The following is a 17509-nucleotide window of genomic DNA, read 5'->3' on the forward strand; positions in this document are numbered from 1 at the left end:
TCTCAGCCTTTCGGCTCCCGTTCGTTATGAGGCCCAGTCTAGATGGCGACGATGACAACCGTCAGAACGTGCCCGGAGTCTTGTAGGACGGGCCGTCGGAGGTGGAGTCGGCGAAGACCCTGAGCTCCTCCAGCTCGCGCTTGGCGTCGACGATCTGCTCGCGCACACGGCCGTAGGCGGTGCCGCCCTTGCCGTTGCGGGAGTCGACCGAACCGTGGCTGGAGAGCACCTCGCGCACGCCCGGCGCCTTGTCCGCGGGCAGGAACGCCGCGAAGGTGGAGATGAAGTCCTCGTCGGTCAGATCCCACAGCTCCTGGCCGCGGCCCTCGGCGATCTTCACGCATGCGCCGGAGAGCTCGTGGGCGTGGCGGAACGGCACGCCGTTCTTGACGAGCCATTCGGCGATGTCCGTGGCGAGCGCGAAGCCGGTTGGCGCCTCGGCCTCGAGACGGTCGGCGTCGAAGCGCATGGTACGCACCATGCCGGTGAACGCGGGCAGCAGCACCTCGAGTGTGTCGACCTGGTCGAACACGGCCTCCTTGTCCTCCTGCAGATCGCGCGCGTACGCGGTGGGCAGGCCCTTCAAGGTGGCGAGCAGTCCGGTCAGATCGCCGATCAGTCGTCCGGACTTGCCGCGCGCCAGCTCGGCGATGTCCGGGTTCTTCTTCTGCGGCATGATCGAGGAGCCGGTGGAGTAGGCGTCGTCGAGCTTGACGAAGGCGAACTCCTGCGTGTTCCAGATGATGATCTCCTCGCTCAGCCGGGAGATGTCGACGCCGGTCATCGCGGCGACGAACGCGAATTCGGCGACGAGATCACGCGAGGCGGTGCCGTCGATCGAGTTGTCGGTCACGCGGGAGAAGCCGAGCTCGCGGGCGACGGCCTCCGGATCGGTGCCGAGCGTGTTGCCGGCGAGCGCGCCGGAGCCGTACGGGGAGGCGTTGATGCGCTTGTCCCAGTCGACGAGGCGTTCGACGTCGCGCAGCAGCGGCCAGGCGTGGGCCATGAGCTGGTGGGCGAGCAGCACGGGCTGGGCGTGCTGCATGTGGGTGCGGCCGGGCATGACGGTGCGTCCGGCCTTCTCGCTCTGGGCGATGAGGGCGTTGACGAGGTCGAGCAGGAGCTTCGCGATGACGCGCGAGTGGCGGCGCAGCCACATGCGGATCAGGCAGGCGATCTGGTCGTTGCGGGAGCGTCCGGCCCTGAGCTTGCCGCCGAGCTCGTCGCCGGCGATGTCGATGAGGCCGCGCTCCAGTGCGGTGGCCTCGTCCTCGTCGTCCTCGATCGGGGCGAAGCTGCCGTCGTCGACGTGGCGCTGGAGGGTGTCGAGCGCGTCCTCCATGCGCTTGAGCTCCTCGTCGGTGAGGAGTCCGGCGCGGCCGAGCGCGCGGGCGTGGGCGCGCGAGCCGGCGATGTCGTCGTCCGCGAGTCGCCAGTCGAACTGGGTGGACTTGGACAGACGGGCGAGCTCGGCGGACGGACCGGAGGTGAAGCGGCCGCCCCACAGGGCGAGATGTTCGGTGTTTTCGGCCATATGCTGCTCCTTTACGATGCTGGTTGCTTGGGTTGCTATGCGTTTTCGACCGTATGCCAGCCTATCAGCGTTGCGCTACATAGCGTCGGGGATTCATGGGGATGAATCTGAATCCGTTTGCGATGGATATCCGCGGATATCCTATTGAGTGTATCGATGAGTGTATCGATGTATCGCATAAGGGAGGCCGTCATGCCGTTGCGACTGGTTCGCCAGGACATCACACGCTTGGATGTGGACGCCGTCGTCAACGCGGCGAACACCGCGCTGCGCATGGGAGGCGGCGTGTGCGGAGCGATCTTCCGCGCGGCAGGCGCGTCACGCATGCAGGAGGCGTGCGATCGCCTCTCCCCCATCCGCACCGGGCAGGCCGTGGCGACTGCGGGCTTCGACCTGCCTGCGCGGTACGTGATCCACACGGCCGGGCCGGTCTGGCAGGGCGGCGATCATGGTGAGGAGACGCTCCTGCGCGCCTGCTACCGCAACTCGCTGACTCTGGCGGTGCGTCTCAAGTGCGGCAGCATCGCGTTCCCCCTGATTTCGAGCGGCATCTACGGCTATCCGAAGGCTCAGGCGCTCGACGTCGCCGTCGACGAGATCCGGCGCTTCCTGGACTCTTCAGAGGAGACGCCGAAGCGGGATGATCCGGACCATGGCGACGATCCGGCCGATCGAGCGGACCTCGACGTATACCTATGCGTATTCGACAAGGAGGCCTTCGCCGCGGGAACCGCATTCGACCGGCAGCTGCGGGCATACATCGACGATCATTACGTAGCCGGCCACACCGACAGTCGACGCAGCCGCATGATGGAGATGCGCGAACTCGGCCATCCGAGCGAGAACATCGTCAACGACGACGAATCGGAACTGCGTCTGGAATCACCGACGCCCTTGACGCAATCCGTGACGAGCCTGAGTCCGACACCACGATCGGCCGCACCGGTAAGCGCCCCCCACTATTCGCAACGCGATGTGCTTGCCGATCTGGACGAACCGTTCAACGTGATTCTCCTGCGGCTCATCGACTCCAAGGGATTCAGTGATGTGGATGTGTACAAACGAGCCAACATCAGCAGGAAACTGTTTTCGAAAATACGATGCGGCAATGGGTACATGCCCGGCAAGAAGACGGTGCTCGCACTGGCGATCGCGCTGCGGCTCGATCTCGACGAAACTGATGATCTGCTGGCATGCGCCGGTTACGCGCTATCCCACAGCGTGAAATTCGACGTGATCGTCGAATTCTTCATCACCCATGGCGTGTTCGATGTGCTCACCATCAACGAGGTCCTGTTCCGGTACGACCAGCCGCTGCTTGGACAGTGACAGTCGGCGGTCGTCGGACATCGCGTCGGACATCGCGTCACTGCGATGTCGCCTGCAAAGCGACCCGTTCCCTCCTCCATGATGCGATGCTCGTCTCATCACCGGCAAAGCGCCGGAGATGAACGAAAGGAACGCATCATCATGGAACAGCTGAAAACCGACGCCACCCACAGCGGATCGGAACGAACGGAACTGGTATTCATGGTGGATCGCAGCGGATCGATGTCCGGGCTCGAATCGGATACCATCGGCGGGTTCAACGCCATGCTTGCCAAGCAACGAGCCATCGCCGGGAAATGCACGGTGACGACCGTGCTGTTCGACAATCGTCTGGAGACGTTGCACGATCACATCGACCTGCATGCGGTGAAGGACCTGACACCCCACGACTACTGGGCGCGAGGCAGCACCGCTTTGCTTGACGCGATCGGCTCGACCATCGACCGCGTCGTCGCCGTGCAACGACACACCGCGGAGCCTTTCCGCGCCGATCATGTGCTGTTCGTCATCATCACCGACGGGTACGAGAATGCGAGCCGTCGGTATTCTCTGCGACAGGTGCGCAGCATGATCGAACTGGAACGCGCCCGATATCACTGGGAGTTCGTATTCCTCGGCGCCAACATCGACGCCGTGCAAACGGCGGATGATTTCGGCATCGCGCCCCAATGCGCCGCCGATTTCCATGCCGATGGGCAAGGGGTCGAATCATCGTTCGCTGCCGTGTCACGCGCCGCGACGGCCGTACGAGGAGGCGTAAGGCTCGAAGCGGCCTCCGCCACCGCCGTATTCCAGGACGTACGCGAGGACTACCGGTCGAGGCGACAGTCGAAGCATCACTGAGGACCGTGCCGGGATCGTATTGCCGTCATCAGCCCGAAACCTCTCGCTGAACAAGGCATGACGAGATGCCACTGCCGTCATCCGATGGATACCTCTCGCGAAGCGCCCGCTCGACGAGAGGTATCCATAGTTAGGCAGTTAGGCAGCCTTTGTACCGGATTTGACGCTGTTCATGATTTCCGCGTCGACGTCGAAACCACCTTCGAGCACAAAGCGACGCAGCAGGGTACGCACGGTCCTGTTCACCTTTGGCTGCGATATGGCCGTGTGCAGGTATGCCTCGAGTGTGTTCCTCGAACGTTTCTTGTCGACCGAGTTGAACAGTGCGTCCAGTCGTCCGAACTCGTTGATGTTCGTTTCGTTGACGAGTTTGCCAGTGAACTCCTCCACCAGCGAACGCTCAACACCGAATCGGTCGACAAGCTTGCCTATCTGTTCGTCTTTCTCCTGGCGAGAATATCGGGTGATGTAGTCACGCAGCGTCATGCCGTCCTCCACGGCCACATCGCCACGTTCCACGTCGTGCAGGAACAGTTCCGCCAGTCGCTGCTCGTCTGCGGACAACGTGGCGAACGACCGATGCAGCAGTTCGGATGCCTGTTCCAGCTCGGAGCTGTCCTCGCGCAGCGCCTTGAGCCATTTGGTGAAGTTGGCGTTCATGTAGTCCGTGTCGATCGGACCGGTGTCGATGGCGGTCAGATAGCCGTCCAGTTCGTACGGCGCCTCCATATCACCGCCACCGGTCTCATTGCCATCGGAACCACCCTCGAACAGTTCCTTATAACGTTTCGCCAAAATGAGATAGGTGCGCTCGTCGAGCTCGGGGCACACGATCGTCTGGCTGCCGTCCTCGTCCGTAATCGCGTACGACTCCTTGTCCCAATCGAACCCTTGTACCTTCGCCGATTCCAAGAACCGGTTCAATGCGATGAATTCCTTGGCGAACTTGCGTTTGGCCTCCTCCGATTCTGGCAGATGGCGCAGGTCTCCGTGCCCGGATGAGGAGAACACGTCGAGGATCTCCTTGTAGCGGGCATCCATGGCCGCCACGTTCTGCGGCAGTTTCTGCACGAACAGGTCGAGCGGACGATCGCCGGAATAGAGCTTGACCGCGCGTTCGATGTTGCGGCGCATGGTATGCGGCTTGCGGTAGTAGCGGATGACACCGAACGGCTTGTCCGGTCCGAACAACCGGTTGGTGCGGCTGAACGCCTGGATGATGCTCTCGTATTCGATGACCTTGTCCAGATACAGCGTGTTCACCCATTTCGAGTCGAACCCGGTGAGCATCTGGTCCACGACGATGAGCAGATCAAGACGCTGATCGCGTTTCGCGTCGATTCCGCCGTATGGTGTCTTGTGCGACAGGCGCGTCGAGATGTCCTTCTTCATGGCCGGCCATGTCGGGATGGTGAATTCCTTGCCGTATGCCGTGTTGTAGTCGCCAATGATCTCGGACAGAGCATCCTCTTTCACGGTCGCCCCAGCGTTGTTGTCGATGTTCGGGTCGAACAACGCGGTGATACGCAGCTGAGGCGCACGTTCCTTGAAGAGGCGATAGTAGCTGATCGCCTCGGGGATGGAGCTGGTGGCAAGTATCGCGTGGAACTTGTTCGCGTGGCTCAGCACGGGGAACTGTTCGAGGATGTCCGCAACCACCATGTCCTCGTGTTCACTGCCAATACCGTACTGGTCGTTCCCGAGGAAATCCTCGATGCCGGTGATCTTCCGTCCACCGTTATCGGTCAAGGAAGCCATCGGCACCTCGTTCTTGTTCATGTAGCGCTCATAGACCTCGGCCTTGGTGAGGTCAGCGAGCGCCTCCTCGACGCTGTCGGCCTTGGCCTGATCCAGAGCCACGGCCTTTCGTACGTCCGAATCCTTGTAGGTGGCAACCATGGTCGGGTCGAACCCGAGCACATTATGATCGCGGATGCCGTCGGCGATGCTGTACCGGTGCAAACATCCACCGAAAATCATGGACGTGGTGGAGTTCTTCTTCTGGTTCTCATCGAGGATCGGCGTTCCAGTGAACCCGAAGTACAGCGCGTTGGGGAAGGACCTGCGAATGTCCTGCAACATGTCGCCGAAGGTGGAACGGTGACATTCGTCCACGATGAAGACGATGCGCTTGGCCGCCATGCGGTCGAGCTCGGCTTGGGTGATGCCGCCTTCTCCCGGTTTGATGTTGCTCATCTTCTGGATGGAGGTGACAATGAGCGTGTTCTTGGGATCGGTACTGGTGAGGCGATCCCGCAGCACACCAGTGTTCTCGGTGCCTTGCACATCATCCTCGTCGTCAGCGAAGCTGCGGTATTCCTTGAGCGACTGCGTACCCAGTTCGATGCGGTCCATCAGGAACACGACCTTGTCCGCATCCTTCGAATCGGCGATGAGCTGCGCCGATTTGAAGCTGGTCATGGTCTTGCCCGAACCTGTGGTATGCCATACGTAGCCGCCACGTCGCCCAGGCGTCTCGGGGCGAGACTCCCAATCACAGGTGCGCACACGGTCGGATATGGCGTTCGCGGCGATGTACTGGTAGCTGCGCAGCACCTTGAGGCAGCCGTCCGAGGAGTCGGCGACGGTGTAGAAGCCAATGAGCTGATGGGCCATCGGGATGGACAGCAGGCCGGCTGTGCCCGATGTGCCGCCGATGAACCGCTTCCATTCGTCGGTGCCGGGTTTGTTGCCTCCGCAGATGGGCTCGTTGTTGAAATCAGCCCAGTGGAAGTAGTAGCTCGGGTTGAATCGGTCGACTCCAGGATTGGCGAAGTACACGGCGTCGTCCGGGGTCATACCCACGAAGATCTGCACGAGTCGGAACAATCCGGTGAACACGCCTTCATGCGCGTATTTCTCGATCTGCCAGGTCGCCTGACTGATCGGGATGCCGCTGCGCTTCAGTTCGATGTGGATGAGCGGCATGCCGTTGATGAGCAAGGTGATGTCGCCGCGCCGCGAGTCGAGCATCTTGTTCCTAGCCGGGTAGACCGGCTGCTGGGCGATCTGGTAGACGCTTTTGCCGCCGGCGATCTCCCTGCGGTCGTAGATGTAGAGACTGACCTCCTTGCCGAAGTGCGCGGTATCCTCCTTGTTGTCACGCATGATGGAGATGGTCCGCCCGTTGACGAACGAGTTAAGGGCGAGCGGTGTGCGCAGCGTCTCGATCTGTTCGAGGATCTGCGCCATCTCGCCGTCAGTCAGAGGATACTGTCCGAGACAATCCACACCGCAGTTGTTGCGGTAGAGGATGCCCCTCCAGTTCTCGAGCAGATCCTTCTCGGTCGGATAGCGCAGCACACCGTCCGTCCAGCCGTGTTGTTTGAGCACCGAGATGACGCTTTCCTCGAATTCCGATTCCCTGTCGAAGATCATCGCCCCGTTCCTCCTTGAATCTCCCAGTGACCCGATTTGCGCGACCCGACCCGTTTGAGCAGACCAGCCGCGACCAGAACGTCGACGTCCCTGCGCACAGTGGCCGATGACACACCCACAGCGTGGGAAAGCTCATCATACGTAATGTCCGGCTGCGCAGTGATGGTGTCCATCACCGTTGTCTGACGACTGGTTATCTGCTCACCGGATGTGCTTATCTGCTCGTTTATCTGCTCATCCGATACGTTTATCTGCTCACCGGATGTGCTTATCTGCTCGTTTATCTGCTCATTATTCGTCACTGGAATGAGCTCAAGCGTGAGCGTCGTTCGCTCCGCCTCACCGAACGTCTCCTCGATCTGCGGTTCGGGGAGTCCCGCCTCCGCCCATGTGGCGAAGACATCGGGTATGCCGGTGCCGGCCCGCTCCCCTACATCGATGAGCCCGAACATCCTCATGATGCCGGCGTTGCGCGGATCGGACATGCCTCCCAGACGCATCTGCTCGACGCCCGTTCGCACGTTCCCCGGATTCTCGAAGACGAGACGCGACGGTTCACATCGCACCACCACGCCACGCACGCCGTAGTAGTCGGCGTTGAACAGGCAGTTCGCCAAGGCCTCACGGACCGCCTTGTGCATGGGTGTGTCATCCACGCGGAGAATACCGTCGAGCTTGAACGGCACCTTGAGCACCGACGTGAGCTTGCGGCTCACTTGGAAGAAGAAGTCGAAGACGTTGCCCGACCATAATCCGTCACCAGAATGTACCCGGTCGGTCCAGCGTATCGACGGGTCGAGCGCCTCACGGTAATCGAGGAAATAGTTCGGACATTCCCGGAGGATGTCATAGTCGTTGCCGAACATGAGCATGCCGGCAAGGGTGGGGTGCAGCCTGCCGTCCTCACGACTGACGGCTGCGGCGCCGATGGCCCGCAAGAACAGTTCGGTTCCAAGGGGATTCCACGAACTCTGCGCATGCGCCGTCTGGAAACGCATGCGATAACCCCTGATGCTTTCGGCGTTGAGATCCGAGACGGAGAACTCGTCAAGCACCTTGCCGTCCATTCCTTCGGACGCCTGATCGCGCACCATGGATACGATCTCACTTCTTGTGCAGCGGTAGTCACCCTCACCTCTTCTGCGATAGGTGCCGTTGTAGAGATCGTTGTTGATGTGGACGGGACGCTCCTCGCGTGGGGCGCGGGGAACATGGATGGCAACGACCGCGCCTCCCTCGTCTTCGAGCAGTTCGACTTCGGACTCGATGGGCAGCACGGCGCTCACCTTGGAACGGTTGCTCACCGTGTTCCAGAAATCCTGACGCAAATGCTCAGCTTCGGGCCGTGTGAGTCCTACCGTCTCGAACGTGCCATCGTCGCGTTCTTTGACACCGAGCAGGATGATTCCGCCGTAGGTATTGGCGAACGCGGAGTAGGTCTCCCACATGCTGCGTGGCAATCCGCCCTTCGCGGCTTTCGCTCGATTCGGTTGTTCTCCCGGTACGAATCAAGCCGTGCGATATCGAATGTGTCCATGATCATCTCCCGTCACACAAACATCTTGTCAAGCAGCGATTTTTTGATGTTCCGCAGCAATTCCAACTTACGCTGATGAAGGGTGATGAGGTCGTCAAGGCGGGAGAAGAAGTTGCCGACCTTTTGTTGCTCGGCAGCCGATGGTGGAACTGATAACGTCGTTTCGAAGAAATCATCAGGCGCAATATTGAGCAACCCATGATTCCTAGCCCCTTCAGCCGCGATCATCTGGACAGCCTTGTACCAGCGGTTGGTTTCGTAATATGTCACAAGATAATCTGGATCAGCGCCGAGCAGCTCAAAGCATATGTATAACGTTGAAACACAGCCCTTCTCGTACTGTGTCAGACGCTTGATCGCACCCCATGGGCTATCCACGGAAGTGCTCTTGTTATATGCAAACTCGCCTTTCCGGAGCAGATAGTAACCACTCATATCTTTGCTTGCCACTTGACTATTGAAGAACAGCCTCTGATCAATCAACCCGTACTGCGCGGAGATGGTTAATGGAAGATCAGACTCGTTATCCGAATTCTTCCGAGTTATACGCTGGACTAGTTCCCCCAACTTACGCTGTTCCCAAGCGGATGCGCTGAATGGGTTGTCTGGCGTATCATGGCTACACGGCTACGACGGAGATGGAAGTGGATAATGGCAATTCCCAGATACGACGAGTTCTTCGGTCCGGTGCTCCGATTCCTTTCCGATGGCAAGGTTCACGGGTCCGGCGAGATGTTGGCGGCGCTCGCCGACGAGTTCAAGGTGACTGAGGAGGAACGTCGTCAGCTTCTTCCCAGCGGAGGCTCGCGGGTGCTCAATGGGCGTATTGGCTGGGCCAGAACGTACCTCAAGAAAGCCGGGCTTATGGAGAGTCCCAAGCGTGGCGCTTATCGCATCACCGAAGAGGGAAGGAAGGCCCTTGTCTCGGGGGAGCCTATCGATAACGAATACCTGAACCGATATGAATCATTCCGTGATTTCGTGAGCGGCGACAGCGGCGACGGCACTTCCGAACCGGCTCCCGGATCAACTCGATCCGGTCGGACGCCGGATGCATCAAGCCATATGGGATCAGGGAAAGAGGAACCATCGGAAGAAACCCCCGACGAGGCCCTTGACCGCGCGTTCGCTTCGATCTCCATGCGTCTTGCCGACGATCTGCTGACGGAGGTCCTCAAACTCTCGCCGGTGGCGTTCGAGCGCTTCGTGCTCGATCTGATGGCGAAGATGGGATATGGCGCCTTCGACTCGGCGAATCAGATGACGCCGATCACCGGGGACGAGGGCATCGACGGCATCATCATGGAGGACAAGCTCGGCTTTGATCTGATCTACGTGCAGGCCAAGCGTTACGCCGAGGATCAGACCGTGGGGAGGCCGGCTATTCAGGCCTTCGTCGGTGCCATCGCAGGGCGCGGCGGTAGGGGATTGTTCGTCACCACCGCGAAATTCAGCAGGCAGGCGATCGACTATGCGAAGCTTCAGCACATCATCCTTGTAGATGGGCACAAGCTCGCGCAATTGATGATCGAGCATGATTTTGGTGTCAGCACCCGCAGGACCTACGAGATCAAGGCCGTGGACAGCGACATTTTCAACGAATACACGGACGAAGAATAAGAAAAACAATAGCAGGAGAACCACAACGACCATGAACAAGCAGCAGCTCGCCTCCAGGATATGGGAGTCCGCGAACAGGATGCGTTCGAAGATAGAGGCCAACGAGTACAAGGATTACATTCTCGGCTTCATCTTCTACAAGTTCCTCTCCGAGACTCTGGTGACCCGTCTCCGTGCGGATGACTGGACCGATGAGGATCTATCGGATCTGGTCGAGGACGACCCCGAGCTCGTTCGAGATGTGCGCAACCTGTGTGGCTATTTCATCTCCTACGACAATCTGTTCACCACATGGATTAACAAGGGCGCCGATTTCGAGATCGCGGACGTGCGCACGGCGCTTTCGGCGTTCGAGCGCAACATCAATCCGGTGCACAAGCGCGTGTTTGCTGGCATCTTCGACACATTGCAGACGGGCCTGTCCAAGCTTGGCACCGATGAGCGGAGTCGTTCCAAGGCCTCCCGCGACCTGATCTACCTGATCAAGGACATTCCGATGGACAGCCGTCAGGGGTATGACACCCTCGGCTACATCTACGAGTACCTGATCGACAAGTTCGCCTCCAACGCGGGCAAGAAGGCTGGCGAATTCTACACGCCGAGCGAGGTCTCCCAGCTGATGAGCGAGATCGTGGCCTGGCACCTGCGCGGACGCAAGGAGATCACGATCTATGATCCTACGTCCGGTTCCGGTTCGCTGCTCATCCACATCGGTCAGGCCGTAGCCCGCCGTAATGGCAATCCGAACGACATCAAGTACTATGCGCAGGAGCTCAAGGAGAACACCTACAACCTCACGCGCATGAACTTGGTGATGCGCGGCATCCTGCCGGACAACATCGTGGCCCGCAATGGCGACACGCTCAAGTCCGACTGGCCTTGGTTCGACACGGACGAGACCAAGGACGAGACCTATGAGCCGCTGTTCGTTGACTCCGTGGTTTCGAACCCGCCGTATTCGCAGAATTGGGAGCCGCCGGAGGTGGGGACCGATCTGCGCTTCGAATACGGCATCGCCCCCAAGTCGAAGGCCGATTACGCCTTCCTGCTACATGACCTCTACCATCTGCGTGACGACGGCATCATGTGCATCGTCCTACCTCATGGTGTGTTATTCCGCGGTGGTGAGGAAGGCGCGATCCGCAAGAACCTCGTGGAACACCACCATATTCAGGCCGTCATCGGTCTGCCAGCGAACATTTTCTTCGGCACGGGTATCCCCACCATCGTGATGGTGTTGCGCAAGCACCGCGACGACGATCATGTGCTTGTTGTCGATGCGTCCAAGCATTTCATAAAGGACGGCAAGAACAACAAGCTGCGTGCCTGCGATGTCCGTCGAATCGTTGACGTGGTGACCGGCGCGAAGGACGTGGACAAGTTCAGCCGTCTGGTCGGCATCGACGAGATCCGGGCGAACGACTACAACCTCAACATCCCTCGCTACGTCGACTCGTCCGAGCCGGCCGAAAGCTGGGACGTCTACGCCACCATGTTCGGCGGCGCGCCTACGCATGAGATCGACGCGATGCAACGGTTCTGGGACGTGTTCCCAAGTCTCAAGTCGCAGCTATTCGAGACGAGGAACGGCCATATCGCAAAGGTCGCCGGCGGCTCGGTTCGTGAGACGGTGTATGGCAATGCCGAAGTCAAGGACTATATCGATCGGTACAAGCGCGTGTTCGCCGATTACCCGATGCTGTTGCGCCGGGAATTGGTGGATGATTGTGCATCCGTGAACGTCGCCGCCAAGGAGACTGAGTTGGCGGACGAGTTGTTCCGTCGGCTGGCCGATACGCCTCTGGTGGATCCGTACTCCGCCTATCAGGTACTTGACGACAGTTGGCAGCAGGTATCGATTGACCTTGAGACCATACAGAACGACGGGCTCGACGCCGTACGTGCGGTGGATCCCAACATGGTCATCAAGAAGAAAGGCGGCAAAGACGTCGGGGTCCAGGAAGGCTGGACGGGGCGTGTGTTGCCATTCGACCTCGTGCAGGAGCGTTTGCTGTCCGCCGACCTCGCCGAGATCGAATCACAGGAGCATCGCCTGACCGAGATCGGGCAGGAGCTGAGTGCCCTGCTGGAGAATCTGGACGAGGAGGACAAGGATTCCGACGCGATCAACGAGGAGGGCGATGCGTTCGTCTCCGCCGAGTTGAAGAAGGAAGTGAAACGCATCGGCAAGGCTCCACAGACTGCTTTGGATCGTGTGCTCGTGAGCGCGAACAAGCTGCTCGATGAGGAACGCAAGATCAAGAAGTCCGTCAAGGACCTGCGCGTGGCACTTGAGGACAAGACTGCGACGGTCATCAGGGAGCTGGACGATACGCAGGTCTCCGATCTGCTGAGCGCCAAGTGGATTGATCCGCTGCAGCGCAAGCTGGAAGCGTTGCCGGTCGCCGTACTCGACGAACTGGTGTCCAAGGTGACGGCGTTGGATGACAAGTATGCGACCACCTATGCCGATGTATGCGGCCAGATCAGGATTGCGGAGTCCGAATTGGGAGCAATGCTCGATCGGCTGACCGGCGATGAATTCGATATGGCCGGCATCGCTGAGCTTAAGAGTCTGCTGGGAGGCGAATGATGACGGAAAATTCGAACATTCCTTCGATTCGTTTTGCTGGTTTTACTGACTCTTGGGAACAGCGTAAGTTGGGGGAGATCGCTTCTTTTACGAAGGGGAATGGGTATTCAAAGGCGGATATCCGAGAATCGGGTGTGCCTCTTTTCCTCTATGGCCGTATGTACACGCAGTATGAAGCAAAGGTGGAATTTGTAAATACGTACGCAGAACCGAAGCAGGGCACTCTTTACAGTAAAGGGGCTGAGGTCGTTGTTCCAGCTTCGGGAGAGAGTGCTGAAGACATAGCTCGAGCGTCGGCGATCACTAAGGCCGGCATTGCGCTGGGCGGCGATCTCAACGTTATATATCCGCATCCTGTAGCCGTTCCCTTATTTCTTGCTTATGGGTTGTCTCACGGTTCCAGCCAGCAACTACTCGCTCAACGAGCTCAGGGGAAAACGGTTGTTCATATACATGCAAGTGATCTTGAGGGTTTGAACATCAGTCTTCCTTCCACTGTTGAGCAGCAGGCCATCGGCCGGTTCTTCTCCCGCCTCGACGACCTCATCACCCTTCATCAGCGTAAGCATGACAAGCTTGTTGTCTTCAAGAAGGCGATGCTCGAACAAATGTTCCCTCAGGAGGGTGAGACTGTTCCGAAGGTTCGTTTTGCTGGTTTTACTGACCCTTGGGAACAGCGTAAGTTGGGAGAACTAGTCCAGCGTATAACTCGGAAGAATTCGGATAACGAGTCTGATCTTCCATTAACCATCTCCGCGCAGTACGGGTTGATTGATCAGAGGCTGTTCTTCAATAGTCAAGTGGCAAGCAAAGATATGAGTGGTTACTATCTGCTCCGGAAAGGCGAGTTTGCATATAACAAGAGCACTTCCGTGGATAGCCCATGGGGTGCGATCAAGCGTCTGACACAGTACGAGAAGGGCTGTGTTTCAACGTTATACATATGCTTTGAGCTGCTCGGCGCTGATCCAGATTATCTTGTGACATATTACGAAACCAACCGCTGGTACAAGGCTGTCCAGATGATCGCGGCTGAAGGGGCTAGGAATCATGGGTTGCTCAATATTGCGCCTGATGATTTCTTCGAAACGACGTTATCAGTTCCACCATCGGCTGCCGAGCAACAAAAGGTCGGCAACTTCTTCTCCCGCCTCGACGACCTCATCACCCTTCATCAGCGTAAGCACCGGTGCTTGATGTGGGTTATATGAGGGTGGAGAGCGCTCGCATCACGATGTCGACATCCTTGTTCTCCAATTCGCGGATGACATGCAGATAGGTGTCTTGGGTGGTGTTCATACTCGCGTGTCCGAGTCGTTTAGACACGCTTGCGATGGAGACGCCGGCGTACAGCAGCAGTGAAGCGTGAGTATGCCGCAGACCATGAATCGAAATCACGGGGACCTCAGCATGCGCGCAATGCCGTGCCAGAACGCCGTTCACCGTTGAGTTGTATACCTTGCCCTTCACGAAGATAGGCTCCGATTCGGGTAAGTCCTTCAGCAGCGCTGACAGTTGCATGATCAATTGCCAATCGAGCTGTACTTTGCGCATTGATGAAGCGTTTTTGGTCGGAACAAAACCTCCCCCCTGCTTGTAGTCCCATGTCTTGTTGACCGACAAGGTTTGATGAACGAAGTCAAAGTCGCTCGGAGTGAGTCCTAGCGCTTCGGAAAACCTCAATCCGGTTTTCGCAACGAGCAGTATCAGCCAATCCCAACTCGGCTTCGGCCCGAGTTCCAGATCGGCGAGGACCGCATGCAATTCGAACTGATTCAGGTACTTCGTTTTCTTGACCCGTGGTGGCCGGCCTTTGATGATTGCCTTGCGAGTAGGATCTCGTGGGATCAGCCCCTCGTCCACAGCGTCGAGAATCGCTCCTTTCAGTTGGTGGTGGAAATCCATTGTTGTTTGACGCTCGTGGTGCTCGGCATATCCATTGATCAGTTTCTGGTAATTCACACGGTCCATGTCGGCAAGCCTGAGAGCCGGGATGAGCTTGTTAAGCCACATCTGGGTGAGTGCGTATTTCTTCATCGTCACTTCTCGGATCGCGCCTTCCTTGTAGACGCTGACCCATTGTGCGTAATAGTCGCAGAACGTCATTTCCGAGTTGTCCTTGCTAATGGACATGTAAGGTCTCCTTTGCAGATAGACAGGCGCTTACGTTGATGACGGATACATCCAGACAAGCACATGGAACAGTGATTAGGTTTAGTGGCGTGGCTCAGGTGCTTACGCTGATGAAGGGTGATGAGGTCGTCGAGGCGGGAGAAGAACCGGCCGATGGCCTGCTGCTCAGCAAGAGACGGCAACAACACCGACATGTCCAGAAACGTATCCTCATGAATTCGCTTCGCCTTGCGGCTACCGTTTGCGATCATCCCATTCCGAAGATAGAAATCCTGCTGCGTAACCCTGTTCAGCAGGAATAAGCCGTCAATTCCGGACATGTCAAAGGCCGGAGAATCAAGTGTTGACTCGTATCCATCAAGTTTCTCGGGAACAATTCCGAATGCAGCATGGAGAAAGTCAAGCTTACCATACATGAACTGGCCAGCATGACGAATGAAATATTGTGTACTTGCGCTTCCGCCGTAGGAGTCAGTTTTTTCAACGACTCCTTTGCCCCATAACTTAACCGTGAGTTTCCTCGCGTTTAAGCCCGTATGACCAACTACACGGCTTAGAGTGAGATAATTCCCCAACTTACGCTGTTCCCAAGCGGATGCATCATTCCCATAATGCTGCCGGCTGACAAGTCGTTTCCCGTTCATCAACAACTACGTATCCCGTCGCGATCCGTCTCAGACAGAGATCGCCATCGACGATTGACTCGCACCTCTCATCAGTCGGCGTCTTAGCGAGAGGTCTCTGTCCGGCTGTGCCAAGAACGTCTCGCAGAACGGCCACTAGCGAGATATCACTGCCATGTTCTGACACGGACCTCTCACTGACCGGGGGTTCCGCGAGAGATTGCCGTTGCGGCGTGGCGGTGATCTCTCGCTGAACGGCACCCAGCGGGAGATCCTTGCATATCGATGGCGCGTATCTCTCGCTGAGTGCACTCTTAGCGAGAGATACGCGCCACGAAGTGATGAAAACGGCTCGCATCATGCTGCGCCGCCCTATACCGCGCCGCCCAATGACGTCAGACTCCGCCTTGTTTCGGCACATACGCACAAGGCCTTCCTCCCGGAACGGATCCGAGAGGAAGGCCTTGAGGAAATGGAGTTGATCGTTGCTGACCTGCGACGGTCGACCGACGCGTCAGTAAGACAACCAACCAGCCGGATCAGAGCCAGTCGGCAGCAACCGACCGATCGCGTCAGCCCGTTGTCACTCGACGGTGTTGGACGGCACCTCGATGCCGTTGCCGAACTTGACGTCGCGGGCGGCGGCCACGCGGCTCGGCAGGCCGTAGATGTCGATGAAGCCGTTGGAGGACTTCGAGTCGAAGCTGTCGCCGGAGTCGTAGGTGGCGAGGTTGTAGTCGTACAGCGAGGAGTCGGAGCGACGGCCGGTGACGACCGCGCGACCGCCGTGCAGGGTCATGCGGATCTCGCCGGAGACGTGCTTCTGAGTGTCCTCGATGAACGCGTTGAGGGACTGGGTGGCCGGGGAGAACCACTGCGCATCGTAGACGAGCTCGCCCCAGCGCTTGTCGATGTCGCGCTTGATGCGGTGCTGCTCGCGCTCGAGGCAGCAGTTCTCGAGCTCCTGGTGCGCGGTGATGAGGGCCACGGCGCCCGGGGCCTCGTACAGCTCGCGGGACTTGATGCCGACCAGACGATCCTCGATCAGGTCGATGCGGCCGATGCCCTGTGCGCCGGCGCGGCGGTTCATCTCCTCGATGGCCTGCAGCGGGGTGACGTCGCGGCCGTCGATCTTGATCGGGATGCCCTGCTTGAACTCGATGACGACCTCGTCCTCGACCGGCGGGAACGCCGGGTCGTCGGTGTAGGAGTAGCAGTCCTTGGTCGGGCCGTTCCACGGGTCCTCGAGGAAGCCGGTCTCGATGGCGCGGCCCCACACGTTCTGGTCGATGGAGTACGGGGACTTCTCGGTCTGGGTGATCGGCAGCTTGTGCTCCTTGGCGAACGCGATCTCGACGTCGCGGGTCAGGGCCAGATCACGGATCGGGCTGATGGCCTTGAGCGTCGGGTCGATGGAGGCGATGGACACCTCGAAGCGAACCTGATCGTTGCCCTTGCCGGTGCAGCCGTGGGAGATCGTGTCGGCGCCGAACTGGTGGGCGGCGCGCACGAGGTGCTTGGAGATCAGCGGGCGGGAGATGGCGGAGACGAGCGGGTAGACGCCTTCGTACATGGCGTTGGCCTTGAGGGCCTTCATGCAGTACTCGTTGGCGAACTCGTCTCGCGCGTCGACGACGTACGCCTCGACGGCGCCGCAGGCGAGGGCGCGCTCCTTGATGGTCTCGAGGCTTTCGCCGCCCTGACCGACGTCGAGGGAGACGGCGACGACGTCCTTGCCGGTGCGCTCCTTGAGGTACGAGATCGCGACGGAGGTGTCAAGGCCGCCGGAGTAGGCCAGTACGAGTCGATTGTTGTCTGCCATGGAATGCCTTTCTTCAAAAACAAACTGATGAAAGTATATACATAAGTCCGTATATTTATGCACCACCGGTGTGGCGCGTCTTACGATGCGGACGTGA

General features: G+C 58.7%; 11 protein-coding genes and 1 pseudogene. 5 read left to right on the top strand and 7 right to left on the bottom strand.

From position 1 onward, the window contains the following. Positions 1–61: 61 nt before the first annotated feature. Entirely contained in the window at positions 62–1534 is a 1473-nt protein-coding gene (argH, locus tag BCAL_RS10080) for an argininosuccinate lyase (RefSeq protein ID WP_043165461.1), read from the bottom strand. A gap of 192 nt (positions 1535–1726) precedes the next feature. On the opposite strand from argH, the gene BCAL_RS10085 reads away from it, so the two are divergent. Together BCAL_RS10085 and BCAL_RS10090 are read left to right on the top strand one after the other, a co-directional pair. Then, positions 1727–2863, top strand: coding sequence for a macro domain-containing protein (locus BCAL_RS10085; RefSeq protein WP_043165462.1), 1137 nt, complete (start codon positions 1727–1729; stop codon positions 2861–2863). Between the two features lie 141 nt (positions 2864–3004). Then, positions 3005–3706, top strand: coding sequence for a vWA domain-containing protein (locus BCAL_RS10090; RefSeq protein WP_043165463.1), 702 nt, complete (start codon positions 3005–3007; stop codon positions 3704–3706). Positions 3707–3844: 138 nt separating this feature from the next. Here BCAL_RS10090 and BCAL_RS10095 read toward each other — a convergent pair whose 3' ends face one another. The 3 genes and pseudogenes from BCAL_RS10095 to BCAL_RS10105 all read right to left on the bottom strand — a co-directional run bounded on the left by BCAL_RS10095 (position 3845) and on the right by BCAL_RS10105 (position 9056). After that, positions 3845–7084, bottom strand: a complete 3240-nt coding sequence (locus BCAL_RS10095) for a type I restriction endonuclease subunit R, EcoR124 family (RefSeq protein ID WP_043165464.1) — start codon at positions 7082–7084, stop codon at positions 3845–3847. After that, positions 7081–8621: pseudogene (locus BCAL_RS10100) on the bottom strand (RNA-binding domain-containing protein). Before BCAL_RS10100 ends, BCAL_RS10095 begins: the two are co-directional and overlap by 4 nt. Positions 8622–8633: 12 nt before the next feature. Then, positions 8634–9056, bottom strand: coding sequence for a restriction endonuclease subunit S domain-containing protein (locus tag BCAL_RS10105; protein ID WP_338010559.1), 423 nt, complete (start codon positions 9054–9056; stop codon positions 8634–8636). Positions 9057–9272: 216 nt separating this feature from the next. On the opposite strand from BCAL_RS10105, the gene BCAL_RS10110 reads away from it, so the two are divergent. The 3 genes from BCAL_RS10110 to BCAL_RS10120 are packed head-to-tail and all read left to right on the top strand — an operon-like array spanning position 9273 to position 14045. After that, the gene (locus tag BCAL_RS10110) at positions 9273–10241 is read left to right on the top strand and encodes a restriction endonuclease (RefSeq protein ID WP_043167871.1); all 969 of its coding nucleotides are present in this window, start codon (positions 9273–9275) and stop codon (positions 10239–10241) included. 31 nt (positions 10242–10272) lie between these two features. Next, positions 10273–12834, top strand: a complete 2562-nt coding sequence (locus BCAL_RS10115) for a type I restriction-modification system subunit M (RefSeq protein WP_043167869.1) — start codon at positions 10273–10275, stop codon at positions 12832–12834. Continuing rightward, positions 12831–14045 carry a restriction endonuclease subunit S gene (locus BCAL_RS10120; RefSeq protein ID WP_202961961.1) on the top strand — a complete coding sequence of 405 codons (1215 nt, stop codon included), beginning with the start codon at positions 12831–12833 and terminating at the stop codon, positions 14043–14045. The genes BCAL_RS10115 and BCAL_RS10120 overlap by 4 nt, the downstream gene beginning before the upstream one ends. Here the strand turns inward: BCAL_RS10120 and BCAL_RS10125 are convergent. The 3 genes from BCAL_RS10125 to BCAL_RS10135 form a co-directional block, all read right to left on the bottom strand. Continuing rightward, a complete protein-coding gene (locus BCAL_RS10125; RefSeq protein WP_043167936.1) occupies positions 14038–14967 on the bottom strand; it encodes a site-specific integrase in 930 nt (309 codons plus the stop codon). The genes BCAL_RS10120 and BCAL_RS10125 overlap by 8 nt on opposite strands. After that, entirely contained in the window at positions 14937–15611 is a 675-nt protein-coding gene (locus BCAL_RS13815; RefSeq protein ID WP_156101982.1) for a restriction endonuclease subunit S domain-containing protein, read from the bottom strand. The genes BCAL_RS10125 and BCAL_RS13815 overlap by 31 nt, the downstream gene beginning before the upstream one ends. A 562-nt stretch (positions 15612–16173) precedes the next feature. Beyond that, complete coding sequence (locus BCAL_RS10135; RefSeq protein ID WP_043167845.1) at positions 16174–17412, bottom strand: argininosuccinate synthase; 1239 nt, start codon at positions 17410–17412, stop codon at positions 16174–16176. Between the last annotated feature and the right edge of the window lie 97 nt (positions 17413–17509).

It is taken from the genome of Bifidobacterium callitrichos DSM 23973 (assembly GCF_000741175.1).
GTDB classification, from domain to species: Bacteria; Actinomycetota; Actinomycetes; order Actinomycetales; family Bifidobacteriaceae; genus Bifidobacterium; species Bifidobacterium callitrichos.

Excerpts from the sequence above, each read along its gene's own strand:
- argH (WP_043165461.1), bottom strand. The coding sequence starts at position 1,534 with ATGGCCGAAAACACCGAACATCTCGCCCTGTGGGGCGGCCGCTTCACC.
- BCAL_RS10085 (WP_043165462.1), top strand. The coding sequence starts at position 1,727 with ATGCCGTTGCGACTGGTTCGCCAGGACATCACACGCTTGGATGTGGAC.
- BCAL_RS10090 (WP_043165463.1), top strand. The coding sequence starts at position 3,005 with ATGGAACAGCTGAAAACCGACGCCACCCACAGCGGATCGGAACGAACG.
- BCAL_RS10095 (WP_043165464.1), bottom strand. The coding sequence starts at position 7,084 with ATGATCTTCGACAGGGAATCGGAATTCGAGGAAAGCGTCATCTCGGTG.
- BCAL_RS10105 (WP_338010559.1), bottom strand. The coding sequence starts at position 9,056 with ATGAGTGGTTACTATCTGCTCCGGAAAGGCGAGTTTGCATATAACAAG.
- BCAL_RS10110 (WP_043167871.1), top strand. The coding sequence starts at position 9,273 with ATGGCAATTCCCAGATACGACGAGTTCTTCGGTCCGGTGCTCCGATTC.
- BCAL_RS10115 (WP_043167869.1), top strand. The coding sequence starts at position 10,273 with ATGAACAAGCAGCAGCTCGCCTCCAGGATATGGGAGTCCGCGAACAGG.
- BCAL_RS10120 (WP_202961961.1), top strand. The coding sequence starts at position 12,831 with ATGATGACGGAAAATTCGAACATTCCTTCGATTCGTTTTGCTGGTTTT.
- BCAL_RS10125 (WP_043167936.1), bottom strand. The coding sequence starts at position 14,967 with ATGTCCATTAGCAAGGACAACTCGGAAATGACGTTCTGCGACTATTAC.
- BCAL_RS13815 (WP_156101982.1), bottom strand. The coding sequence starts at position 15,611 with ATGAACGGGAAACGACTTGTCAGCCGGCAGCATTATGGGAATGATGCA.
- BCAL_RS10135 (WP_043167845.1), bottom strand. The coding sequence starts at position 17,412 with ATGGCAGACAACAATCGACTCGTACTGGCCTACTCCGGCGGCCTTGAC.